The following is a 22,549-nucleotide window of genomic DNA, read 5'->3' on the forward strand; positions in this document are numbered from 1 at the left end:
TCCAGCTGCTTATTTTGCTGTTAGATGATATTCTAGCGGCCAACAATCTCTACTTCAGTTTGCATTTTTACACCGAACTTTTCATTGATTGTTGCTTTTACGTGCTCAATCAGATTCAACACATCTTCTGCGGTCGCATTGCCGGTGTTGACAATAAAGTTGGCGTGTTGGTCGCTGATTTTGGCCCCGCCGACCGAATATCCCTTCAATCCTGCCTTTTCGATAAGATTACCCGCATAATTAGGAAGCGGATTTCGGAAAATACTTCCTGCACATGGGTAGTTCCAAGGCTGTGTTTCTCGGCGGTAATCTTTGTTTTTCTGCATGGCTGCCACAATTTCGTCTCTGGATCCTGCTTTAAGCTTTAACACCGCTGCCACACAAATTCCCGGGCGTTTTGTTTGTAAAATGGAATGGCGGTATGAAAACTCCAGCTCCTCATTTGTCAACCATTCTATTGTGCCGTCTTCAAATAAAATAAGCGCCTTTTCTAAAATGGAGGACATATCAGATCCATGAGCCCCTGCATTCATATAAACAGCTCCGCCGACAGAGCCTGGAATGCCTCCCGCAAATTCCAAGCCGGATAATCCTTGCTTGCTGATTACTGTGGCAAGTTTAATCAAAGAATACCCTCCGCCTGCTGTAACTGTTTCACCTTCTACTTCTAAGTGATCAAGACCGCTGCCCAGCTTTACAACGACTCCTTGAATTCCCTTATCCGATACAAGCAAGTTGGAACCGCGGCCGATTGCACGCCATTTCACGCTATGCTTCGTAATAAGTTGCATCGTTTTCTTTAAATTGTCAAAGCTGCTTGGCTCAACCAGTAAATCAGCCGGTCCGCCAATTTTCATCGTTGTATGGTTCGCAAGCGGTTCATCTTTTAAAACTTTACCGACACCCGCCTCTAACAATTCCTTTTCTAATACTTCCATGACATCCTCCTACATTCTTGTACGTTATTCATGATGTTGTTTCTTTATCATATGAGCCGAAGCCCAGCTTAGGTGCTTACTTCATTTCACTAAATCAATCATTACTTTGTATAAGCGATTCGCCGCATCCGATATTCCAAGTCGTTTCGATGCTTGCTTCATCTCCTGCAGTAACTTGGAATCTGTCAAGATGTTATCAATGTTATGTAGTAGTTGTTCTCCGCTTAATTGCTGTTCCAAACAAAGGACAGCGGCACCTTTGTCACTAAGTGCCCTGGCGTTTTTCTCCTGATGATTATTCGTTACATAAGGGCTCGGAATTAAAATGCTCGGGAGACCAAGTGCTGTAATTTCTGCAAGAGTCGTTGCTCCAGCCCTAGCCACAATTAAGTCAACACCTGCGAGCACTTCCGGCATATTGTGGACGAAAGGTTTGATGATGACATTACTCGGGTTGCCAACCTTTCGGACCTCATCCAACACTTTATCATAATGTACATCCCCTGTGATATACAAAATCTCATAATCTTTGCTGCCAACTTTGTCCAGTATCTGCAAAAAGGCATCATTAATAGGCCTTGCCCCGCGGCTTCCTCCTACAATAAGAACGGCTTTTTTCCCCTGAGTCAGTCCGACCGATTCTTTTCCTTTGCCACCGTCTTGGTGAAGAACTTCCGATGCACGGGGATTACCTGTTAACACCACTTTTTCTTCTGGAAAATAAGCAGCGGCCTGTTCGAAACAGATAGCGACTTTGTCTACATATTTACTTAAAAACTTATTCGTTAAACCCGGTACGCTATTTTGTTCATGAATAATGGTCGGTACTCCCGATTTGTGGGCTGCATATACAACCGGGCCACATACATATCCTCCCGTACCGATCACCACATCCGGCTTGAATTCCCGTATGTATTGTTTACTCATCTGAACGGCTTTTAAAAATCGCATAATGGTTTTCACATTATCAAATGATATCTTTCGTTTAAATCCCGAAATTTCGACCGACTTAAACGGGACTCCAGCTCTCTTTACAATCGTGCTTTCCAGCCCCTTTTCAGTACCGACATATAAAAATTCTACATCCCGGTGATACTTCTTAATTTCGTTAATAAGCGCGAGTGCCGGATAAATATGTCCTCCCGTACCGCCGCCACTTACTAAAACTCTCATCATAAATCCACCTCGTTCAATTCAACTTCTCACATCATATCACAAATCCATGTTCATTTAACTATCTTAAAGTTACATTTTGTTTACATTTAAAGAGGATGTCCCGAAAGTCTAAAAGCAGACTTTCGGGACATCCTCCTGAAAAGGGCCTTTTGTATTGATTTATACAGATCATGAAATTTTAATAGAAAGGCCTTTCCAGACAATTTTATTTGATTACTTATTTAAACGGCCGAACCAGCTTCTGATCACCCTTCTTATTATACATATATCACTGTCTAATAGCGAGCATATCTGCTAACATTTAATAAAACTCCCACCCCTGCTAACATGAGTGTTAAGGAAGACCCGCCATAACTTAAAAACGGAAGGGTGATCCCCGTAACAGGCATAAGACCCGTTACAACCCCAATATTAATCGTCACTTGAATGGCAATCATGGAAATAATTCCAATGGCCAAGAAACTTCCGTATAAATCAGGAGCACCGAGGGCAATCCGAACCCCTCTCCATAGCAATAAAGCGAATAATAAAAGAACAAGCGAACCTCCGATAAAACCAAGTTCTTCCGCTAAAATAGCGAAAATAAAATCCGTCTGCGGCTCTGGCAAATAAAAGAACTTTTGCCGGCTTTGCCCAAGCCCAAGCCCCAATAATCCTCCCGGTCCTATCGCATACAGGGATTGAATAATTTGAAACCCGCTGCCTAATGGATCTTCCCACGGATTTAAAAAAGAGGTAATCCGTTTAATCCGATAAGGAGCCGATAAAACAAGTGCCACAAATCCTCCTGCCCCCAATAATCCCAGCCACATAAAATGGCTGACACGGGCACCTGACACAAAAATCATGACAACGCACGTTCCTACCATTACCGTACCCGTCCCTAAATCCGGCTGCATCATAATAATCCCGAACGCCAAAAAAACAAGTGATAATGACGGCATTAAACCTTGTTTAAATGAGGTAATCTTTTTTTGGTTCTCAGACAAATACTTGGCAAGAAAGGCAATCATAGCGAACTTCATAAACTCCGAAGGTTGAATGGAAAAAGCCCCCACACCGATCCAGCTTTGCGACCCGTTACGAACAAGTCCTACACCTGGAATTAAAACGAGAACAAGCAATACAAAGCAAACAATTAAAATAACTTTTGCCCACGTTCTCCATGTCCAATAATCAATATTCATAATAACAAACATAGCGATAACCCCAAGCCCTGCAAATAGCATTTGTCTTTTTGCGAAGAAAAAAGAATCATCAAACTTATATGTAGCCCATACCGCACTTGCACTGTAAACCATCACAAGGCCTATTGCCAGCAAGGAAAGTGTGAGAAATACAAGGATAAAATCGGGAGCAGACCTTTTCGTCGACAATGTGACCCACCTCTAGCTTCCATAAATTAGGGCGTTTGAAAAAAGAGTTAGAAAAAGAATGCAACACATGATGAAAAGAAAATGTGCAAACTCTTTATCTAACCCTTTTTCCATCTCAAACAGACAAGCCCTTACTTAAGCTTATGCACCGATTGAATAAACATGTCACCACGTTCTTCAAAAGTTTTAAATTGGTCCCAGCTCGCACAAGCCGGTGATAATAGAATGATATCACCATTTTCAGATAACTCATACGCTGCAGGAACTGCCTGTTCAACATTATCGACACGTTTAATGAATTGTATTCCAGCCTCACTCGCTACCCGCTCAATTTTCTCTGCAGTTTGTCCGAAGGTAATAATCGCTTTTACCCCTTCAAGAGACGGCTTTAAATCATCAAACTCATTGCCGCGATCCAATCCGCCCGCAAGTAAAATGATTGGCTGAGAAAAGGCGGAAAGCGCCACCTTTGTAGCGAGAATGTTTGTTGCTTTGGAGTCATTGTAAAATTTCCGTCCATTTATTTCACCAACAAACTGGACGCGATGCTTCACACCAGTAAAGGTAGTTAAAACCTTGTGAATGGCTTCATTTGAGCCGCCATATAATTTCACCATCGCTACAGCCGCTAAAATATTTTCTAAATTATGCTGTCCTGGAAGGACAATATCACTCACTTTCATTACTTGCTCGTCATTAAAACAAACGTAGCCGTCCCTTACATAAGCACCCGTTTTTAGCTGTTTAGTCGCTGAAAAAGGAACAATTTTGCCTTTGTATTGCTCTGCAATCCCCATTACAAATGCATCATCCGCATTAACGACCGCATAATCGCCTTCTGACTGGTTTTTAAAGATATTGGCCTTTGCTTTCGCATATTCTTCTTTTGTCCCATGGTAATCTAAATGCGCTTCAAACAGATTCAGCAATGCTGCAATTTTAGGCTGAAACGTGTCAATTCCCATTAATTGAAAGGAAGAAAGCTCTGTGACGATCACTTCATCCGCTTTTGCCGATTGGGCGACTTCACAAGCGACGGTTCCGATATTCCCTGCAATAAGGGGTTTCTTATTGCTTTCTTCTAACATCTTAAACACAAGAGTCGTCGTTGTCGTCTTGCCGTTACTTCCTGTAATGCCGATAAACGGCGCTTCACTGATTTGGGCTGCAAGTTCTACTTCCGTCACAATCGGTATGCTTCTCTTTGCAGCCTCCACTAATAAAGGATTGGAATACGGAATACCCGGATTTTTCACGATCATATGGATTCCTTCCAGCAATTCCAACGGGTGGGCTCCACACACCACTTTAATTCCGCATTTTTCTAACTGTCTGGCCGCTTCGTTTTCTTCATATGGCTTTTTGTCGTTCACCACTACGCTTGCACCCAATTGTTGAACAAGCTTGGCGGCAGCCGAACCGCTTTTGGCCAATCCCAAAATTAATATATGTTTATCTTGATAAAAGTTAGTTGTTTTCAATTAGATCCACACCTCGACATAGATTCCAAGCATCGCAAATAATAAACCTACCGCCCAAAAAGTAACTACCACTCGCCATTCTGACCAACCGCTCAGCTCGTAATGGTGATGAAGCGGACTCATCTTAAAGACACGTTTTCCAGTTGCTTTAAAAGAAATAACTTGAATAATAACAGATAATGTCTCAATAACAAAAATACCGCCGATTAAAATAAGCAGAATTTCAAGCTTCATCAAAACGGCTATCGTTGCAATTGCCCCACCTAAAGCAAGAGAACCTGTATCCCCCATAAAAACCTTTGCGGGATGAGCGTTAAACACTAAAAACCCAAGCACTGCACCCACGACCCCGACAGAAAAAATGGCCACATCAAACTGTGAGTAGTTCCATGCAAGCACAGCGAATGCTCCAAAAGCCACTGCGCCCGTACCTGAAACAAGGCCGTCCAGTCCATCTGTCAGATTGACTGCATTAGAGAATCCGACCAGCCAAATGATGAGAAAGACAACATAAAACCAACCTAAATCAAAGGAATAATCCGTTCCTGGAATAGAAACAGCCGTAGAAAACTCATTTTGTTTTGCTACCAGGTAAAAGATAATGGCAATCAATACTTGCCCAAGGAACTTTTGTTTGGACGTCAATCCCAAGTTTCGTTTTAGTACAACTTTAATGAAATCATCCAAAAAGCCCAATAAACCGAATCCTACAGTTACCAACAATAACAGGTACGTTTTAAAAGTCGGTTCCAAATACTTATTCGTCATTACCAATGTGGTAACGATGATGGAGAGAAGAATCATGATCCCTCCCATTGTAGGAGTCCCTGATTTCTTTTGATGGGATTTTGGGCCCTCTTCCCTTATGCTTTGACCAAATTTCAGTCTCCTTAGGAAGGGAATAAAAATGGGAGAAAGTAAAACTGAAATTAGGAAGGCTACTGCCATTGTAAATAATATTACTTGCTCTAACATCTTATTCGCTCCCTCGGTTCTTTGTTATGAATGTCCATCATGCGAAGATGGGTAAAAAACTGACTGTTCGTGTGCATTATGAATTACGCTCCCTAATTAAATTACGTGCTATTTCGCGATCATCGAAATCCAATACTTGATTTCCGATAATTTGATACGTTTCATGGCCTTTTCCTGCAATTAAAATGACATCATCCGTGTTTGCCTCATTAATCGCATAAGCAATGGCTTCTTTTCGATCCACAATTGAGACGTAATTGGTGGCTTCAAGATCTCTCGTCATATCTTCTAAAATCTGTTCCGGGTCTTCACTGCGCGGGTTGTCAGATGTAAAAATCGCTTTCGTACTGTATTGGACAGCAATTTGGGCCATGATTGGTCTCTTCGTACGGTCACGATCACCGCCGCATCCAACAATAACATATATATTTCTTTTTGCAAATTGTTTAACCGTCTTTAATACATTTTCTAGACTATCCGGCGTATGGGCGTAGTCAACAACCACTGTGAAATCCTGTTTTTCATCCACTACTTCAAAGCGGCCCGGCACCCCTTCAATTTGTTCCAGTTCTTTTACGATAAGGGAAAGGGGAATGTCTGAAACTAGACATGCAGCAGTGGCAGCTAGTACATTATATACACTAAATTTTCCAATTAGTTTCATTCTTACGTTAAACGTCTCCAATGGCGTTACAAGATCAAAAGATGTACCCGAACTTGTCATCATAATATTCTTCGCCATTATGTCGCTTTTTTGGTCAATTCCATATGTAATGACCGTTGCTGCTGTATTTTTTATGAATTCGGTTGTTGCAGCGTCGTCTGCATTCAACACAGCAAACTTCGGTTTTTGATGGTCGTAACTGTTGCCTAACTGCGCAAACAATAACCCTTTTGCCCGCCGATAATCTTCCATTGTGTGATGATAGTCTAGATGGTCCTGCGTCAAATTCGTAAAAACAGCCACATCGAAATCACAGCCATGTACCCTGCCTAAATCAAGAGCATGTGATGACACTTCCATTACAGTTGTATCGACTTTTTCTTCAACCATTTGGTGAAACGTTTTTTGCAATGTTAATGACTCCGGCGTTGTATTTTTGACATCAAACACCTTGTCGCCGATGCGAATTTCGATAGTCCCGATTAAGCCCGTTTTTTGCCCGGCCGCTTGAAATACTTTTTCCATTAAATGTGTTGTCGTTGTCTTGCCGTTTGTTCCGGTTACACCGATTACATGCATCTTATGAGTAGGTTGGCCATAAAAAGCGTCGGCTAATACTGCCATAGCTCTTTTTGTATTTTTTACAAGAATGACCGGGACATCCAATTGAAGCGGTTTTTCTGCGAGAACAGCAACCGCTCCCTTTTCAACCGCCATTTTGGCAAAATCGTGTCCGTCCACTGTGTATCCCTCAACGCAAATAAAAAGAGATCCTGGCTTCACTTCACGGGAATCCATTTCAATCGATCTGATAGATATGTTTTCTGCTGGTATTACCGTAAAATCATGCAAATAAGATAATAATGTTTGTAAATCCATGTTTTAATCGATCCTCTCTAATTCACAATATATAAAGGAAACTTCCATCAGGGGGTTCCTTCCCCCCACTGATGGTTAGTTGACCTTATCGGGCTTTTACGGGCAGTGTTCCCCACTTAACCTTCTCCGATTACGCTAAATTTTGAAGCGGGGATTTTACTGCCCGTTAATGCAGGACAAACTCCATTTTACAGAAAAAGAAGCCACGGGGGAATTCCCCCAAGGCTTTCATTAAGAATCCCCCATATATACCCTTATGGTGGAGCCTTGTTTTACTTTTGTACCAGGAGATGGTGATTGATTTATGACTTTTTCACCATTTCCGCTGACATCCAGCCGTAAATTTAATAATTGCTGTTGAAGCTCTTTGCTTGAAAGCCCTTCTAAATCAGGTACTTTTATGACCGGTGTATCGTTCCATGCCATCTCTTTTTCAAGTTGTTCTTTTCTTGGCTTTACTCCAATAAGAGGCAAGGTATCCTCCATGATTTTCCCAACGATCGGAGCTGCGACGACACCACCGAATTGTACCGTTCCTTTCGGATTATCCACTGCAATATACACAACGATTTCAGGTTTATCCGCAGGGGCAAAGCCGATAAAAGATACGATATGGTTGTTTTCTAAATACCTTCCATCTTTAGCCTTTTGAGCGGTTCCTGTTTTCCCTCCGACCCGATACCCGTCCACAAACGCTCCTTTACCTGATCCTTGTGCCACAACGCTTTCTAAGGCAAAGCGAACTTGCTTGGAGGTTTCTTCAGAAATGACCTTTCTCTTCGCTATAGGCGTTTGTTGACTTACCACATCCCCTGTTATGGGATCTACCCACTCCTTTGCGATATAGGGCTGATACAATGTTCCCCCATTCACAGCCGCCGCGACGGCTGCAACTTGCTGAATAGGCGTAACGGAAACCCCTTGGCCGAATGCTGTTGTTGCCTGTTCAACAGGACCCACACGATCTAAAGGAAACAGGATTCCTTTTCCTTCACCTTGCAAATCGATTCCCGTTTTTTCCCCAAACCCGAAATTATGAATATATTTAAATAGTTTTTCTTTCCCTAACCTTTCCCCAAGTTCGACAAATCCCGGGTTACAGGAGTTTTGGACCACTTCTAAAAAGCTTTGATGTCCATGTCCTCCCCTTTTCCAGCAACGCAGCCTCGCTCCGGCCACTTCGGCTGCTCCATCATCATAAAATTGATTTTTTAATAAATCAACCTTTTTTTCTTCCAAAGCAGCAGCAAGCGTAATAATCTTGAACGTGGAACCTGGCTCATAGGCGCTCCAAACAGGCAGATTACGGTTGTACACATCAGGGTCTACATTTTTATAATCGGAAGGATGGAAATTTGGACGACTTGACATGGCCAAAATTTCTCCATTATTCGGGTTCATCGCAATCGCAATGATGCCATCGGGGTTATATGTTGCCTGGGCGATGTCCAGTTCGCGTTCCACAATAGTTTGAACTCGGGAATCGATCGTCAATTTTAAGTTCAATCCATCAACAGGTGCCGTATAGTCATCGGCAATATCAGGCATTTTTTTCCCTTTTGCATCGGAATACAATTTTACGAATCCCCGCTCGCCGCTTAATTGTTTATCATAGTATGCTTCCAGGCCCATTAGACCTTGATTATCAATGCCCGTAAAGCCTAAAACATGGGATAAATAGCTTCCGAACGGATAATACCTTCTTGAATCTTCCCCAATGTAAACTCCTTTTAAACCAAGATCGTGGATTTCATTTGCTTTTTCATTCGTAATCTTGCGCCCCTCTGGAATACGCTCGATCGATACTTTCTTCGTTATATGCTTATACGCTTTTTCTTTCGGCATATTCAAAGCAGCCGCCAGCTTTTCAGCGGTCTTAACGGGGTCTTCAATCTGTCTTGGCATAACCCAGACTGTAGGGGCACTTTTATTTGTCGCAAGCGCCACGCCGTTACGATCCAAAATCTCTCCCCGTTCCGGCTCAAACGGCAAATTACGGCTCCACGAACCTTTTGCCTTGTCTGTTAACATGTCACCCAGAACAAATTGAACGTACCCAAGTCGAACATCTATGATCGAAAAAATCAAGATACCAGCAAGCAAGACGAATGTAAGACGCTTGCGAACGGTAACAGTCGAGACACGCATCCTATTGGAACCTCCTTTACTACGGCTCGTTCCAATATATGCTTGTACCGATTAAGATAGAACTCACTGATCGAGAGGGAACCCTTTGTCCTTATCGTCCTCTTTTTTCACTTTACCTTTGTCTTTTTCCTCTTCTTGTTTACTTTTTATCATTTCCTCGGGCGATTGCAGCTTAACAATCAAATAATCTCCTTTTTTAACAGGCGCTCCCGGCGTAATATTCTGGGAATCTTTAACAACATATCCACTTCCCATGGCACTTGGTTCAAGCGATAAGAATTCACTTAAACGGATCACATCGCGATATGACCAGTCTGCTAAATCCGGAATGGTGGGTTCTCCATCTGTCTTTAAGAAAACACGCTCGCCTTTCATACTTCGCTCTTGCGCCTTGGGAGATTGTGCTTCGATCTTGTTTCCTTTTCCGATTACAATAGGCGCAAACCCTTTTTCTTTCAAGTTGGCCACAGCTGATTCTGTTGACTCCCCGATGTATGAATCCATGTTAACGCCATATTTTGTTTTCTTCACTGCCGTGGCCTTCTCTTCTTCAGGCTCAATCTTCAAGTATTGCAAACTGTTTTTCATAACAGAGTTAAAAATGAGGGATACAGGTGCAGAGCCTGCCTCCATGGCTTTCAGCTTAGGCTGCTTCACCGCCACATAAACGATTAGGGACGGGTCATCTTTAGGGGCCATTCCTAAAAATGAGAACGTATTTTTACCAACCCCATGTAAATAGCCGCCGCCATTCGGGTTTGGAATTTGAGCCGTCCCCGTTTTTCCCGCCACTTGATAACCTTCAATCGCATACGGCTTGCCTGTCCCATTCGGAGACGTTACAACCGTTTCTAAAATGTCGAGTACTTTTTCCGCTGTTTCAGGGGAAATAGGTTTCCCGGCCACTTCAGGTTTTTTCTCTACTATCACTTTATTCGTCGTAGAATCAACCACTTTTTTGATGACGTAAGGCTTCATCATTTTGCCTTTGTTCGCGATGGCTGTAGCTGCCTGCACTTGTTGAATCGGTGTGACGGTTGATCCTTGTCCAAAAGCAGTTGTTATTTTTTCTAAAGGCCATTGATATAAGATTTTACTTGTTGCTTCCCCTGGTATATCGATACCCGTCCGACGATCGAAGCCAAAACGGTTTAAATATTGGAGCACGCGGTCTGGACCAAGCTTTTCATTGGCTAAAATGGCAAATGCCACATTAGACGAACGCTGGACCCCCTCATTAAAGGTAATCGTTCCCCAGCCGGATTTATTATGGTCACGAATTTGCTGATCCCCTACCTTATAAGAACCAGATTTATAATACTCGTTCCCGTTATAGACTCCTTCCTCGATGGCAGCCGCTAATGTAAAGATCTTCATCGTTGATCCCGGTTCAAAGCTATCACCGATGGCGTAGTTGAGGAAATTGTCGATATCCCGAATATTAGGATTGAAGCTTGGACGGTTTGCCATCGCCAGGATTTCTCCTGTCTTAGGATTGGCTACAATCCCTATCACTCTCTCAGGATCATACTCCTTCACTGCTCTATTCATGGCATCTTCCAAGAACGTTTGAATTTTCTCATCGATGGTTAAATAAATGTCATCTCCATCTTTGGGAGGAACAATAGACTCTTTTGGATCCGGAAGCTTTAATCCGTTTCTTGCACTTTGGTACCTCATATAGCCGTCTGTTTCCGTCAGCTCTTTGTTGAAACTCTTCTCGATCCCCATTTTACCAACCGTTTTTCCCTCCTCATTCTTTTGGGCATATCCAATAATATGAGAAGCAAAGACGCCGTTTGGATAAAATCGTTTTGAGTCTTGAATGAAAGTGATTCCCGGAAGCTCCAAATCTTCAATTTTATTTTTAAGCGTATTGCTGATGTCCCGGCCTCCTGGCCCTAATTCTACTTGAACACGCCCTTTTTTAGACATCAGCTTTTCCAGTTTCTCTTCACTCATATCAAGCAAAGGAGCCAGCTTTTTCGCCGTTTTTTCGGGATTTGTTACATGCATTGGTTTTTTAGGGTCTTTTGTTTGAGACGGGTCTAAAATGGCAACAACCGTATATGCTCCCGTATCATGGGCAACAGGCAGGCCTTTACGGTCATAGATCGTTCCGCGCTTCCCTTCAATTACGGTCTGGCGTGTATGGTTTTTTTGGGCAATGGCAGCCAATGCTTGGCCTTCCGCTTTTCCAGTTGCTTGGATGTAAAAAAATCGAGCTATTAATACAAAAAAGAGGGTAGCAAATATTAAAATTAATATTGCTGCTCCTCTGCTTGTATTTTTCTTATTATTCAGCATAATCCTCAATCCCGAACAACTTTAACGTTATTTTCATTTAAGTCTAATCCAAGTTCTTTCGCCTTTGCCCAAATACGCTCATATGTGCTTAATTCTACTACTTGCAGTTTCAATTCGTTGTTCACTCGTTCTTGAGTGTTAATTTTCGACTCGAGTGCTTGAATGTCCGAATTCACATCATACAAACTAACATGATTTGAAACGATTTGCACCGAACCGAAAAGCATAGCAGCAAAAAATCCGCTGTATAAAATCTTTTCTCCGACGGAAAAGCGGAATTTTTTCTTTTTAAGTACCTTTTGAACTTGTTTTTGCTGTTCGTTTTTTTTCTCTTTTACTTGATAAGCTAAATTCCCCAATACAGTTCCCCTCCTTTTTGATCGTTTATCCTTACAATTTCTCTATAATGCGCAGCTTTGCCGACCGTGCCCGGTTGTTCTCTTGTAATTCTTCCTCAGAAGGCAAGATTGGTTTTCTTGTAATGATTTTAAACCTCGGTTTAAATTCATCTGGAATGACAGGTATGCCGGGAGGAAGCGGCGGAGGCGTGCTTGCATTTTTAAATGCAACTTTGCAGATACGATCTTCCAGTGAGTGAAATGTTATGACACTAACTCTCCCACCAGGCTTAATCACATCCATCGCTTGTTCCAATGCATCTTCAAACACTTGCAGTTCATCATTTACCGCAATTCGTATAGCCTGAAATACTCGTTTGGCAGGGTGACCGCCCGCTCTTCTGGCAGGTGCAGGAATTCCCTCTTTAATTAAATCCACTAATTCAAACGTTGTTTCAATCGGCTTTTGTTCCCGATAAGCTTCAATTTTGCGGGCTATTTGTTTCGAAAATTTTTCCTCGCCATACTGAAAGAAAATCTTCACTAATTTTTCATAAGGCCAGTGATTTACTATATCGTACGCTGTTAAAGGAGCATGAGTATCCATCCTCATATCAAGAGGTGCATCATGATGGTAGCTGAACCCTCTCTCTGGTGTATCCAGTTGCGGAGAGGAGACCCCTAAATCAAATAAAACCCCGTCCACATGGACGATTCCATGCTCTTCCAACTTTTCACGCAGATGGCGAAAGTTACTCTTGATGATCGTCACTCGATCCATATAAGGGGCGAGCTTTACCTTCGCATTTTCAATTGCTGTTTCGTCCTGGTCAAATGCGATTAATCTTCCGTTTGAGGAGAGCTTCTGCACAATATATTCACTATGCCCCGCTCCGCCCAACGTACAATCAACATAAGTTCCATCTGGCTGGATATGTAGTCCTTCTGCAGCTTCTTTTAAAAGCACTGTTGTATGCTTGAACATGATGACACCTACTTCTTTCTCCTATGCAAACCAACATGGTTCGCTTTTATACTAACGATCATTTTTTCCGTAATCGTTGACCAAAATAGACTGCCTTTTTATTATATATCAAACTTCAACATTTTTTCAGCAATTTCTACAAAGATTCTCGACTTTTTGTCATAAATTGTTCCAAAAGGCTTATGCCTTCTTCCAGGCGTCTATTTTCGCCTCCCATTTCTCAACTAATTAAAATGGAAAACTGTTTGAACGAGAACGGAAAACTTTCATGGACCGTTTCACTAAAAAGAAAGAAGCAAATACAGTACTCAGCTTACATCCATAGCATCGTCCATTACTTTTTCTATTTTCTTCCTATTCTCCTTTTATAAAAAAAGTCCTGCCTAACAGCAGGACTTCCCTATGGGTAAATGACCTTTATATTATGATTGAATTCGACGTCGAGATTCGATAACCGGGTAACAAAATCCAACCCGTATTTATTCAGAAAATAAAAAATATTCCATACTCTTTCCTGAGGAGAGCCCATCGGCATTAAAGCATGCTCAATGTCGGCAAATTTTTTAATTGTCACTTTATGTTTCGTTAGCTGTTTCGATTCGACGATTTTTCTAACGATATCCAGTTGGCCTTGTAAGATATTGCGATTTTTTTCTAGCACTTTTTTAAACGTTTCATCTTCCCGCAAGATATTATTTCGTAATCTTTGATGAACAGCTTCCATCTCTTCTTTAGCCTTTTCAAAATAATCATCGTACGGGTATTTTACATTCTCTTTGATCCATTTCTCCTTATCCTGATGAATCCCCCTTTGCAATACATGTTCTACCGTTAAGTGCAGTTCCTCTATCTTTCGCTTAATGCTTCGTTCGACAACTGCATAGGAGAGACGCGGCACGATAGGAGGCATTTTTAACCCGAACAACTCAAATGCCTTTTTCAACTCTGCCCAGTAAGCTACTTCTCCCGGTCCTGCAATGAAGGCTAAAGTCGGGAGTAGAAACTCCTGCATCAACGGTCTCGTAACAACGTTATTGCTTAATAGCTCAGGATTTGTTCTTGCAATCTTTAATAATTCCTCTGTTGTTAATGAAACTTCATTGTTTTTACCTGCAAATCGATTATCCGGATGCCTTTCAAGTAAAACTCGTTCATTCTCATAATAAAATAGATGGGCCGTTTGCTCGTCAACTTGAATTGAACGGGCAAATTGCCGTTCCACAAGCTCCTGCTGTTGCATTACCGCTTTAGAAAGCTGCCTATTTCCCTCAATCAAGTGAACAAAAAACGAGGATTCTATTTTACGAAGCTCCGGTGAAGCTGAATCCATTATAACAAGACCTGTGCCGGCAAAAAGCTTGGTTGTTAAACTTGCGAAAAAGTCCGTATATGTATGAGATGTTTCAAGAGATTGCAAAGCAAATTCCATTACCCTTCTAGAATGGTTCGTTTCTCCAAAGGCCTGAAATATTTCTTGAATCCACTTTTGACAAACTTCTTTGTCTATCGGTAAATCTGAAGCTGCTTTCTTTCCCAACACTTTTTGAGGAATCGCTCGTTTCGTCAGCACCCCGTCTTGTTCGACAAACACATGATTAATCTCCGCAAAATCATGATCTTCCCCGGCTATCCAAAACACTGGAACAACAGGTACCTTTAATTGCTCCTCTTGTTGTTTAGCAAATTTTAAAATCGATAACACTTTATTGACCGTATACATCGGTCCTGTTAAAAGACCTGCCTGTTGGCCTCCCACTACCACTACAGAACGGCGATCTTTTAACTTTAAAATGTTTTTCATCGTTTTCTCATCAGCGCCGTATTTTTCATTATAAGCAAATAAATATGCTACAAGTTCCTCACGAGGATGAGTGGCTTGAGCTAAATCGCTTCTTCGCTGTTCATATACATTTTTATCGTGGAGGTTGTAATGGAAGAAAGATGCAACAACATCCTCTCCTCGCTTGTATCCTTCAAGCAACTGATTTGCGGATGAAAAAGAGATGTCATTAATCTCCATGAAAGAACTCCCTTTCTTAAACTCTATTTATAGGAAAAACGGATCTTTCCCTAAATCTCCTTTAGGGAAAGGAATTCGTTTTTCCCATGAGTCAAAACATATAGCTTCATTATCCATAATGATTGGCCTGTCGTCTAGTAACAAGACTTACAAGGAATAAATTCGAAAAATCAAGCCATAAACCGTAAGCCCTACGTGCCCTACAAAGAACAAAAAGAAGCTTAGACGCCAAAAACCTTTTATCACCTTTTTCAATTGAACATCTTGTTTAATTTTCCACTGCATAAAAACGGCAACCATCGCAATCATAAGTAAAATAAGGGCAATCAACCATAAAAATGATTCTTTCCAAATGGTTAGGATTAAATAATTGACGGACAAAATCAAAAATAACGTCATAATGTCTGTTGAAATATGCAATGATTTTCTTTTATTTTTTGTTGCCTTGCGTAAAATCATGTAACTGATTAGAAACGAAAGAACAGGTATCGTCACAAAAGTGGCCAAAACACTTGCTAACACATTACCCATATAACTTATCCCCCTCCCCTTTTCTCCATACCTTTTATCGACTTATACAAAAAGTTCAAAGAAGGCGTGGACACATCGCGTGAACGCGCCTCTTGCAGCACATAACCTAAGATTGCCTCAATTTCTGTTTCTCTTCTTTCCTCTATATCCCGAAGCATGGAAGAGCGGTTCAAAGCTGTTTGACGGCATATATTTATCACTTTTGTCCAATAGCTTGAAGCATCGATCAGATTCAATGCTTCTGCAACTTCCTTGAAAACGACTTGCAAGTTTTGTTGGTAAAAGGAGTTCTCAACCAATTGACCGTTCGTCACTCTATAAAGAGCGGTTAACGGATTAATACAAGCATTGACGACCAATTTGGTCACTAACATGCCGTACCAATTTTCCTCTTGTATAAAAGGAAAAAAATCTATTTGTCTCTCTAACAATTCTTCTATGTATCGGTCGTCTCCTCTGTAGCAGGCAATTTTTGTCGCACCTATCCCCTTATGATGAATCTCATTTTCACCGTTTTTTAAAGCACCATGTTCCACAATTCCTAAAAGCACATGCTTATATTTGGATTCTTTTATTTTATGTATATGTCCCATACCATTTTGGACGAAAAGGAGGGGAACATCCTTCTTTAATTGTGGATCAACCGCAGATAACACATCCTCCATGTGATACTGCTTCACAGCTATAACGACAAGATCGGCATCGAATATCCCTTCCGATAAAGGATGGGCCTGCACTTCTATCCTCTGCACAGCTCCTTTATTCACAAGGCTGAGGCCTTCCCTTCTTATGGCTTGCGCCTGTTCTTTTGTTCTTGTATACAACATGACATCAAACTTCTTGGATAAATAAGCGGTAAACAGCAGCCCGACGGAGCCGCCGCCGATAATTGCAATTTTTTTCATTCAACATCCCTCTACCCTGAACTTCTTCTCATATTTTAGCAAAAAATAAGGAGCTTAGAAACAAGAGGCTTGTTCCTAAAAAAAGAACCGTCACGGAAAACTCAGCAAAATCCGAAGTTTTCTTGACGGCTCTTTTCGTTTTCTTCAGTTTAAAAACAGGATTTCTGTCTATTGGGGTCTCCCGGGGCAGCCCCTTCCCAAATTATACAGGATAGACGGGATGTTTACGAACACTGAATACCAGTTCTTTTGTATCGTAATAATGCAGGCGATCTATCAACGTTTCCCTCAGCTCATTTGCTGGAACAATATCATCCACAATGAGTTCCGAAGCTAATTTATAAATATCAATATGTTCTTTGTATTCCTTTTGTTTTTCTTGAACAAAAGCAATCCGTTCTTTTGGATCTTCAATTGCATTGATTTTATTTGAATACACTGCGTTCACCGCAGCTTCCGGCCCCATTACAGCAATTTGAGCTGTCGGAAGAGCAATACAGCAATCCGGTTCAAACGCAGGACCTGCCATCGCATAGAGTCCGGCACCATATGCTTTTCTAACAATGACGGAAATTTTAGGAACCGTTGCGGAACTCATCGCCGCAATTAGCTTTGCTCCATGACGAATGATACCGGCTCGTTCTACTTTTGTTCCGATCATGAAGCCCGGGACATCCGAAAGGAAAAGAAGAGGAATATGAAATGCATCGCAAAGTTGGATAAACTTTGCTCCTTTATCCGCTGAATCAACAAATAAAACGCCGCCTTTAGCTTTTGGCTGATTGGCGATAATTCCCGCCACTTTTCCGTCTATCCTTGCTAAACCTGTAATTAATTCCGGTGCAAATAATTTTTTGATTTCAAAAAAGCTTCCTGCATCGATTAGGGCATCAATAGCTTCATACATATCGAACGGAACATTTTGATTTTCCGGAATAATATCGGCCAATTTTCTTCCTTCTTTAGGTGAGACGGGCTCACATACCTTTGAACGCTGCGTGAAATTTTGCGGGAAATACCTCAGGTAACGACGGGCTTCTGCAATAGCCTCTTCTTCCGTTCGAACAAGTACATCTCCACAACCGCTGACTGTACAATGCATTCTCGCGCCGCCCATTTCTTCAAGCGTTACTTTCTCCCCAATTACTTTTTCCGCCATGCGAGGTGATCCCAAGTACATGGACGCGTTTCCTTCCACCATTACGACAATGTCACAAAATGCCGGTATATAAGCCCCCCCGGCTGCTGAAGGGCCAAAAAGAAGGCAGATTTGCGGAATCATACCCGATAATTTTACTTGATTGTAAAAGATTCTCCCTGCACCGCGGCGATTCGGGAACATCTCGATTTGGTCGGTAATGCGTGCCCCGGCTGAATCGACTAAATAGAGAAGAGGCACTTTTAATTTTTCTGCGGTTTCTTGAATGCGGATAATTTTCTCAACTGTTCTTGCCCCCCAGGAACCTGCCTTAATCGTCGAGTCATTAGCCATCACGCAAACCGTTTCCCCGTTGATTTTTCCAATAGCCGTCACAACTCCATCAGCCGGCAAATCCCCCGCCATGTTGTTGGCAAATTTTCCGTCTTCGATATATTCGCCATTATCAAATAAAAGAGCTAATCGATTGCGGACAAACAATTTATTTTGTTCTTTCAGTTTTTGATGATATTTCTCTTGTCCCCCCGCCTCAATCTCTTTTCGCTTTTGCTCATATTTTTCTTGCATTGCGTTTGTATGTACCATGTCCATCCCCCTTGTTCAACAGAAATGATTATTCAACCGTAATCAATACATCCCCTTCGTTGACAAAATCCCCAATTGAAGCTTTTACCTCTGCCACTTTTCCTGAAACGGAACTTTCTACCGGTATTTCCATTTTCATTGACTCAAGTACAATCACTACTTGACCTGCAGCAATATCTTCTCCCGCATTAACAAGGACATTCAACACCATACCTGCCATGCTTGCTGTAATTTCTTTCATCGTTCCCTCTCCTCACTTATATTTTATGTATCTGCAATGAGCGGTAAGTCCTCCGCTGATGTAAGCTTCACTTGATTGGAATGTTAGATAGATAGGATGTTGTATACTTGCCTTTTTTAAATTCCTCTTCCTCCAAAATTCGCCGGAATAGCGGCAGATTTGTTTTGATCCCTTCAATAAAAGATTGATTAAAAAATTGCCTTGCTGTTTCAATAGCCGCGGCTCTGCTTTCCCCGCTCACAATAACCTTGGCAATCATCGGATCATAATATGGGGTCACAGTTGTCTGTTCGCTATAGCCGCTATCGATACGGACGGAATAAGTTTGGCTTAAATTCATAGACGTAATGGTGCCCGGCGATGGCAGAAACGTTGCCGGATCTTCTGCATAAACCCGAAATTCAATTGCGTGCTTTTGACGCCGGATTTCTTGTTGCTTCAATGGCAATGATGCACCTTCAGCAACAAGAAGCTGCCACTTTACCAAATCAATCCCTGTCATTTCCTCTGTAACAGGATGTTCCACCTGCAGTCTTGTGTTCATTTCTAAGAAATAAAATTGTTCATGTTCATCTACAATAAATTCAACGGTTCCCGCATTATAGTAACCAACTGCCTTTGCAGCCTCTACCGCAGTCTGGCAAATCTTCTCACGCGCTTCCTGTGATAAGAATGGAGACGGTGATTCTTCAATGACCTTTTGATTTCTCCTTTGTATGGAGCAGTCACGCTCGAACAAATGGACGATATTTCCTTTTGTATCACCAAAAATTTGGACTTCGATATGTCTTGCGTTCGGAATATATTTCTCAATGAATAATTCATCATTTCCAAAATAGGCTTTCGCACGAGATTTCGTGGAGACATAGGCCTTTTTCAACTCTTCCTCATTGACGCAGAGCTGCATACCTATTCCTCCGCCTCCACCGCTTGCTTTCAGCATAATAGGGTAACCGATGGCCGCGGCAAATTCACATGCTTCCTCTAGTGTTTGAACACCGCTTTCACTGCCCGGAACAACCGGAACATCCGCTTTTTTCATCGCTTCTCGAGCAGCTACCTTATCTCCCATCAGTGCAATAACCTCATGTGACGGCCCGATAAAAACAATTCCATTTTCTTCCGCCGTTTTAGCAAAAGCGCTGTTTTCTGATAAAAACCCATAGCCGGGATGGATGGCATCTACATTTTCCGATTTGGCAACCGCTAAAATCTCATCACTTTTTAAATATGATTTTTGTACAGGTGGCTCTCCAATTCGTACAGCGGTTGTTGCCTCTTTTACATAAGGCATATTTGCATCTGCATCAGAATAAACCGCGACAGTTTCAATCCCTAACGCTTGGCACGTTTTAATGATGCGCAAGGCAATTTCGCCCCGATTGGCAATTAATATTTTTTGCAAAACGGCATCCCCTTTCACACTATTCTCCTATCCCCCGGTATATTTTCTACATTTTTTCACAAAATTCCTCCTTTTTTGTAATCGCTTACGATATTCATTGCAGAATTTTCCGTATTTTTATTATATAATGAAATTATATTTGAATGTGAGTTCATCAAAGAATCCAAGGGGGTAAATATATGGTCACTACAGAAGTAAAACGCCTGAAAATCAACTATAAAACATTGGAAGAGTTCAAAAAATTTAAAGAGTATGGTCTGCAAGAATTGTCCATGCTTGAAGAACTGCAGGCAAATTTATCCGAAAATGAAATCAATTCTCCTTTCTACGGTATATATTACGGTGATATCCTAGTAGCACGAATGAGCTTATATAAGCGCGACAAAAAATACGATCAATATTTTGAGCCTTCTCAAGATTATTTAGAGCTTTGGAAACTAGAAGTGTTGAATGATTATCAACGAAAAGGATTTGGCCGCGCATTGGTAGATTTCGCCAAATCATTCAACTTGCCGATCAAAACGAATCCACGTGTAAAATCGAGTGAGTTCTGGAATAAAATGGGCTTTACGCCTGTCAAATATGACATGGATCGCGATTTAGGCGAAAATCCGCTCATCTGGCACCCAAAGGGCCTTTCAGGAGAAAAAACAAACAGCTGATGGACTACATCAGCTGTTTGTTTTATTTCTCTATTCTTTCCAGGTCCCCATTTTTATCCATTTGGAACCTTGCCTTTTTTTCTTTTTCCTCTTCATTTAGTACAACCATTTTTCTAGCACGCTCCATAATTTCTATGAGTGCTTTATAATCATCTTCTACAATAAGTAAATTATTTTGCAATATATGTTTTTCTTTCTCTAACCGTTCTAATTGATTCTCCAGTGACTGCACTCTTTTTTGCAAGTCTTGGTTTCTCTCTAGCAGGTTCCCGGAGTCTTGTTGATTTCTCTCCACTTTTTGCAAAAACCGGATAACATCCCTCAGTGTCATATTCTCATGAAGAGCTGGATCTTCATTGTATGTTACAATCTGATCAGGCTCTTTAAAATGATCTTTTACCGTAAGCTGGGATTTTAATTCTTTTCGCTGTTTTTTAGCAAGCTCAATTCCGGTTTTATATTGTTTTCGAACATATGAATTCCACCGAAAGCCGCAGGCAGCTGCTGTACGGGATAATTTTTTTCCTACCTCTTCAAAAGCCGCGAGCTGCGTTCCTCCTTCACGGATATGGCGTAATACCACTTCCGCTAACAACAAATCCTCATCTTGTGTCCATGCATCTTGACGAGAAGAAGTCATTCCTCTATCCCTCCTACAATGGTTTACTACATAAATATGCAACTGATAGAAAAGATAGACTATCTTAAATTCACATAAATAATGTCACATGGGCAAAAAAAACGCCCATGTGACATTATTTATGCATAAGCGTTTGCCAAACAACCTCGCGGTCTCTTGGCAAACGCTTATACGAAGGTCTTTTCAAGCCTATTCAAGATGTGAAAACAGAAGGGCCATAAATAGATAGAACAAAATAACTTAATAACTTACGCAAATAATTAATTTAGATTCATCTATTCACATTGAACAGCCTATGTATACTAAAACAGCAATTGAATGATTTTAAGATTTACGGTTCATAAAGGAATCGACCCTCTTATGATGTTCATCCGTTTCCCATAATTTTGCACATTGCTTAATTTCCTCCTGAATCTGAGCAAACAAGTTTTGAGATGTCCATTTTCGAATCATCGCTTCCTTATAAGCAGTTAACACACTGTAAGGTTTTTTTAATATTTCCCCGCAATGGTTTATCGCTTGCTCTTGTAAATGATGACTCGAAAACACTTTTTGTACATAGCCAATCTGTCTCGCCTCTTCAGCTGTGAACAATTTGCCTGTATAAAGCATAAATAAAGCATCTTGGGGCAGAAGTTTTTCCATTAAAATCGAAGCGCCTCCCCATCCCGTTGTAATCCCTAAATTACCTTGTACAAAGCCCATTTTACTATACTCGCTCGCTAAGCGGAGATCACAGGCAATCGCAACTTCACACCCCCCGCCTACGGCTGCTCCATTTAACAGGGCCACAGTTGGTTTCGGCAATGTCAGTAAATCATAAAGAATCATTCCCATTTTATTTAACATTTCATATGCTTCTTTTTCTGTTTTTAATTTGTGAAAAACTTCAAGGTCTCCCCCACTGCAAAAGGCTTTTTCTCCTTCTCCTGTAATCATCAACATCTTGATGCGGCTGCTTGCCTTCACCTGTATAAGTGCCGTACGCAAATCTTCCATTACATCATAATCAATGGCGTTTCGGCGTTCCGGCCGCAAAAAGGTAAAAATGGCAAGTCCATCCTGATTCACTATAAAACTTGTTTTACTCAACCTTTTCCTCCCCTTTCCCCCACTATTTCTCTGCCTTATTCC

General features: G+C 41.4%; 19 protein-coding genes. 1 reads left to right on the forward strand and 18 read right to left on the reverse strand.

What is annotated here, in order from left to right; translation table 11 throughout:
• Window positions 1-32: 32 nt before the first annotated feature.
• The 16 genes from murB to ACFOU2_RS03885 form a co-directional block, all read right to left on the reverse strand.
• Window positions 33-938, reverse strand: a complete 906-nt coding sequence (murB, locus tag ACFOU2_RS03810; protein ID WP_377912351.1) for a UDP-N-acetylmuramate dehydrogenase — start codon at window positions 936-938, stop codon at window positions 33-35.
• An 81-nt stretch (window positions 939-1,019) separates the two neighbouring features.
• A complete protein-coding gene (gene murG / locus ACFOU2_RS03815; RefSeq protein ID WP_377912353.1) occupies window positions 1,020-2,111 on the reverse strand; it encodes an undecaprenyldiphospho-muramoylpentapeptide beta-N-acetylglucosaminyltransferase in 1,092 nt (363 codons plus the stop codon).
• Window positions 2,112-2,389: 278 nt separating this feature from the next.
• Complete coding sequence (spoVE, locus tag ACFOU2_RS03820) at window positions 2,390-3,490, reverse strand: stage V sporulation protein E (protein WP_377912355.1); 1,101 nt, start codon at window positions 3,488-3,490, stop codon at window positions 2,390-2,392.
• A gap of 131 nt (window positions 3,491-3,621) precedes the next feature.
• Window positions 3,622-4,971, reverse strand: a complete 1,350-nt coding sequence (gene murD / locus ACFOU2_RS03825; RefSeq protein WP_377912357.1) for a UDP-N-acetylmuramoyl-L-alanine--D-glutamate ligase — start codon at window positions 4,969-4,971, stop codon at window positions 3,622-3,624.
• Window positions 4,972-5,946, reverse strand: coding sequence for a phospho-N-acetylmuramoyl-pentapeptide-transferase (gene mraY, locus ACFOU2_RS03830; protein ID WP_377912359.1), 975 nt, complete (start codon window positions 5,944-5,946; stop codon window positions 4,972-4,974).
• 76 nt (window positions 5,947-6,022) lie between these two features.
• Window positions 6,023-7,489 carry a UDP-N-acetylmuramoyl-L-alanyl-D-glutamate--2,6-diaminopimelate ligase gene (locus ACFOU2_RS03835; RefSeq protein ID WP_377912361.1) on the reverse strand — a complete coding sequence of 489 codons (1,467 nt, stop codon included), beginning with the start codon at window positions 7,487-7,489 and terminating at the stop codon, window positions 6,023-6,025.
• Window positions 7,490-7,720: 231 nt separating this feature from the next.
• Window positions 7,721-9,637, reverse strand: coding sequence for a stage V sporulation protein D (locus ACFOU2_RS03840; protein ID WP_377912363.1), 1,917 nt, complete (start codon window positions 9,635-9,637; stop codon window positions 7,721-7,723).
• Window positions 9,638-9,700: 63 nt separating this feature from the next.
• Complete coding sequence (locus ACFOU2_RS03845; protein ID WP_377912365.1) at window positions 9,701-11,944, reverse strand: penicillin-binding protein; 2,244 nt, start codon at window positions 11,942-11,944, stop codon at window positions 9,701-9,703.
• A 5-nt stretch (window positions 11,945-11,949) separates the two neighbouring features.
• Entirely contained in the window at window positions 11,950-12,303 is a 354-nt protein-coding gene (gene ftsL / locus ACFOU2_RS03850) for a cell division protein FtsL (RefSeq protein WP_377912367.1), read from the reverse strand.
• A 31-nt stretch (window positions 12,304-12,334) separates the two neighbouring features.
• Window positions 12,335-13,267 (reverse strand): 16S rRNA (cytosine(1402)-N(4))-methyltransferase RsmH, encoded by a 933-nt coding sequence (rsmH, locus tag ACFOU2_RS03855; protein WP_377912369.1) that lies wholly within the window; start codon window positions 13,265-13,267, stop codon window positions 12,335-12,337.
• 400 nt (window positions 13,268-13,667) lie between these two features.
• Window positions 13,668-15,287 carry a bacillithiol biosynthesis cysteine-adding enzyme BshC gene (gene bshC, locus ACFOU2_RS03860; protein WP_377912371.1) on the reverse strand — a complete coding sequence of 540 codons (1,620 nt, stop codon included), beginning with the start codon at window positions 15,285-15,287 and terminating at the stop codon, window positions 13,668-13,670.
• 147 nt (window positions 15,288-15,434) lie between these two features.
• A complete protein-coding gene (locus tag ACFOU2_RS03865) occupies window positions 15,435-15,818 on the reverse strand; it encodes a DUF3397 domain-containing protein (RefSeq protein ID WP_377912373.1) in 384 nt (127 codons plus the stop codon).
• A gap of 5 nt (window positions 15,819-15,823) precedes the next feature.
• A complete protein-coding gene (locus ACFOU2_RS03870) occupies window positions 15,824-16,723 on the reverse strand; it encodes a 2-dehydropantoate 2-reductase (RefSeq protein ID WP_377912375.1) in 900 nt (299 codons plus the stop codon).
• A gap of 202 nt (window positions 16,724-16,925) precedes the next feature.
• A complete protein-coding gene (locus ACFOU2_RS03875; protein WP_377912377.1) occupies window positions 16,926-18,467 on the reverse strand; it encodes an acyl-CoA carboxylase subunit beta in 1,542 nt (513 codons plus the stop codon).
• A gap of 28 nt (window positions 18,468-18,495) precedes the next feature.
• Window positions 18,496-18,708: a biotin/lipoyl-containing protein gene (locus ACFOU2_RS03880; RefSeq protein ID WP_377912379.1), complete on the reverse strand. Its 213-nt coding sequence runs from the start codon at window positions 18,706-18,708 to the stop codon at window positions 18,496-18,498.
• Window positions 18,709-18,775: 67 nt separating this feature from the next.
• Window positions 18,776-20,113 carry an acetyl-CoA carboxylase biotin carboxylase subunit gene (locus ACFOU2_RS03885; RefSeq protein ID WP_377912381.1) on the reverse strand — a complete coding sequence of 446 codons (1,338 nt, stop codon included), beginning with the start codon at window positions 20,111-20,113 and terminating at the stop codon, window positions 18,776-18,778.
• A gap of 179 nt (window positions 20,114-20,292) precedes the next feature.
• Between ACFOU2_RS03885 and ACFOU2_RS03890 the strand changes: the two genes are divergently transcribed.
• Window positions 20,293-20,775 carry an N-acetyltransferase gene (locus ACFOU2_RS03890; RefSeq protein WP_377912383.1) on the forward strand — a complete coding sequence of 161 codons (483 nt, stop codon included), beginning with the start codon at window positions 20,293-20,295 and terminating at the stop codon, window positions 20,773-20,775.
• 22 nt (window positions 20,776-20,797) lie between these two features.
• On the opposite strand, the gene ACFOU2_RS03895 is transcribed toward ACFOU2_RS03890, so the two are convergent.
• Window positions 20,798-21,415: an RsfA family transcriptional regulator gene (locus ACFOU2_RS03895; protein WP_377912385.1), complete on the reverse strand. Its 618-nt coding sequence runs from the start codon at window positions 21,413-21,415 to the stop codon at window positions 20,798-20,800.
• Window positions 21,416-21,739: 324 nt separating this feature from the next.
• Window positions 21,740-22,507 carry an enoyl-CoA hydratase/isomerase family protein gene (locus ACFOU2_RS03900; RefSeq protein ID WP_377912387.1) on the reverse strand — a complete coding sequence of 256 codons (768 nt, stop codon included), beginning with the start codon at window positions 22,505-22,507 and terminating at the stop codon, window positions 21,740-21,742.
• Between the last annotated feature and the right edge of the window lie 42 nt (window positions 22,508-22,549).

It is taken from the genome of Bacillus songklensis, assembly GCF_042649685.1.
Taxonomy (GTDB): Bacteria; Bacillota; Bacilli; order Bacillales; family Bacillaceae_H; genus Bacillus_BA; species Bacillus_BA songklensis.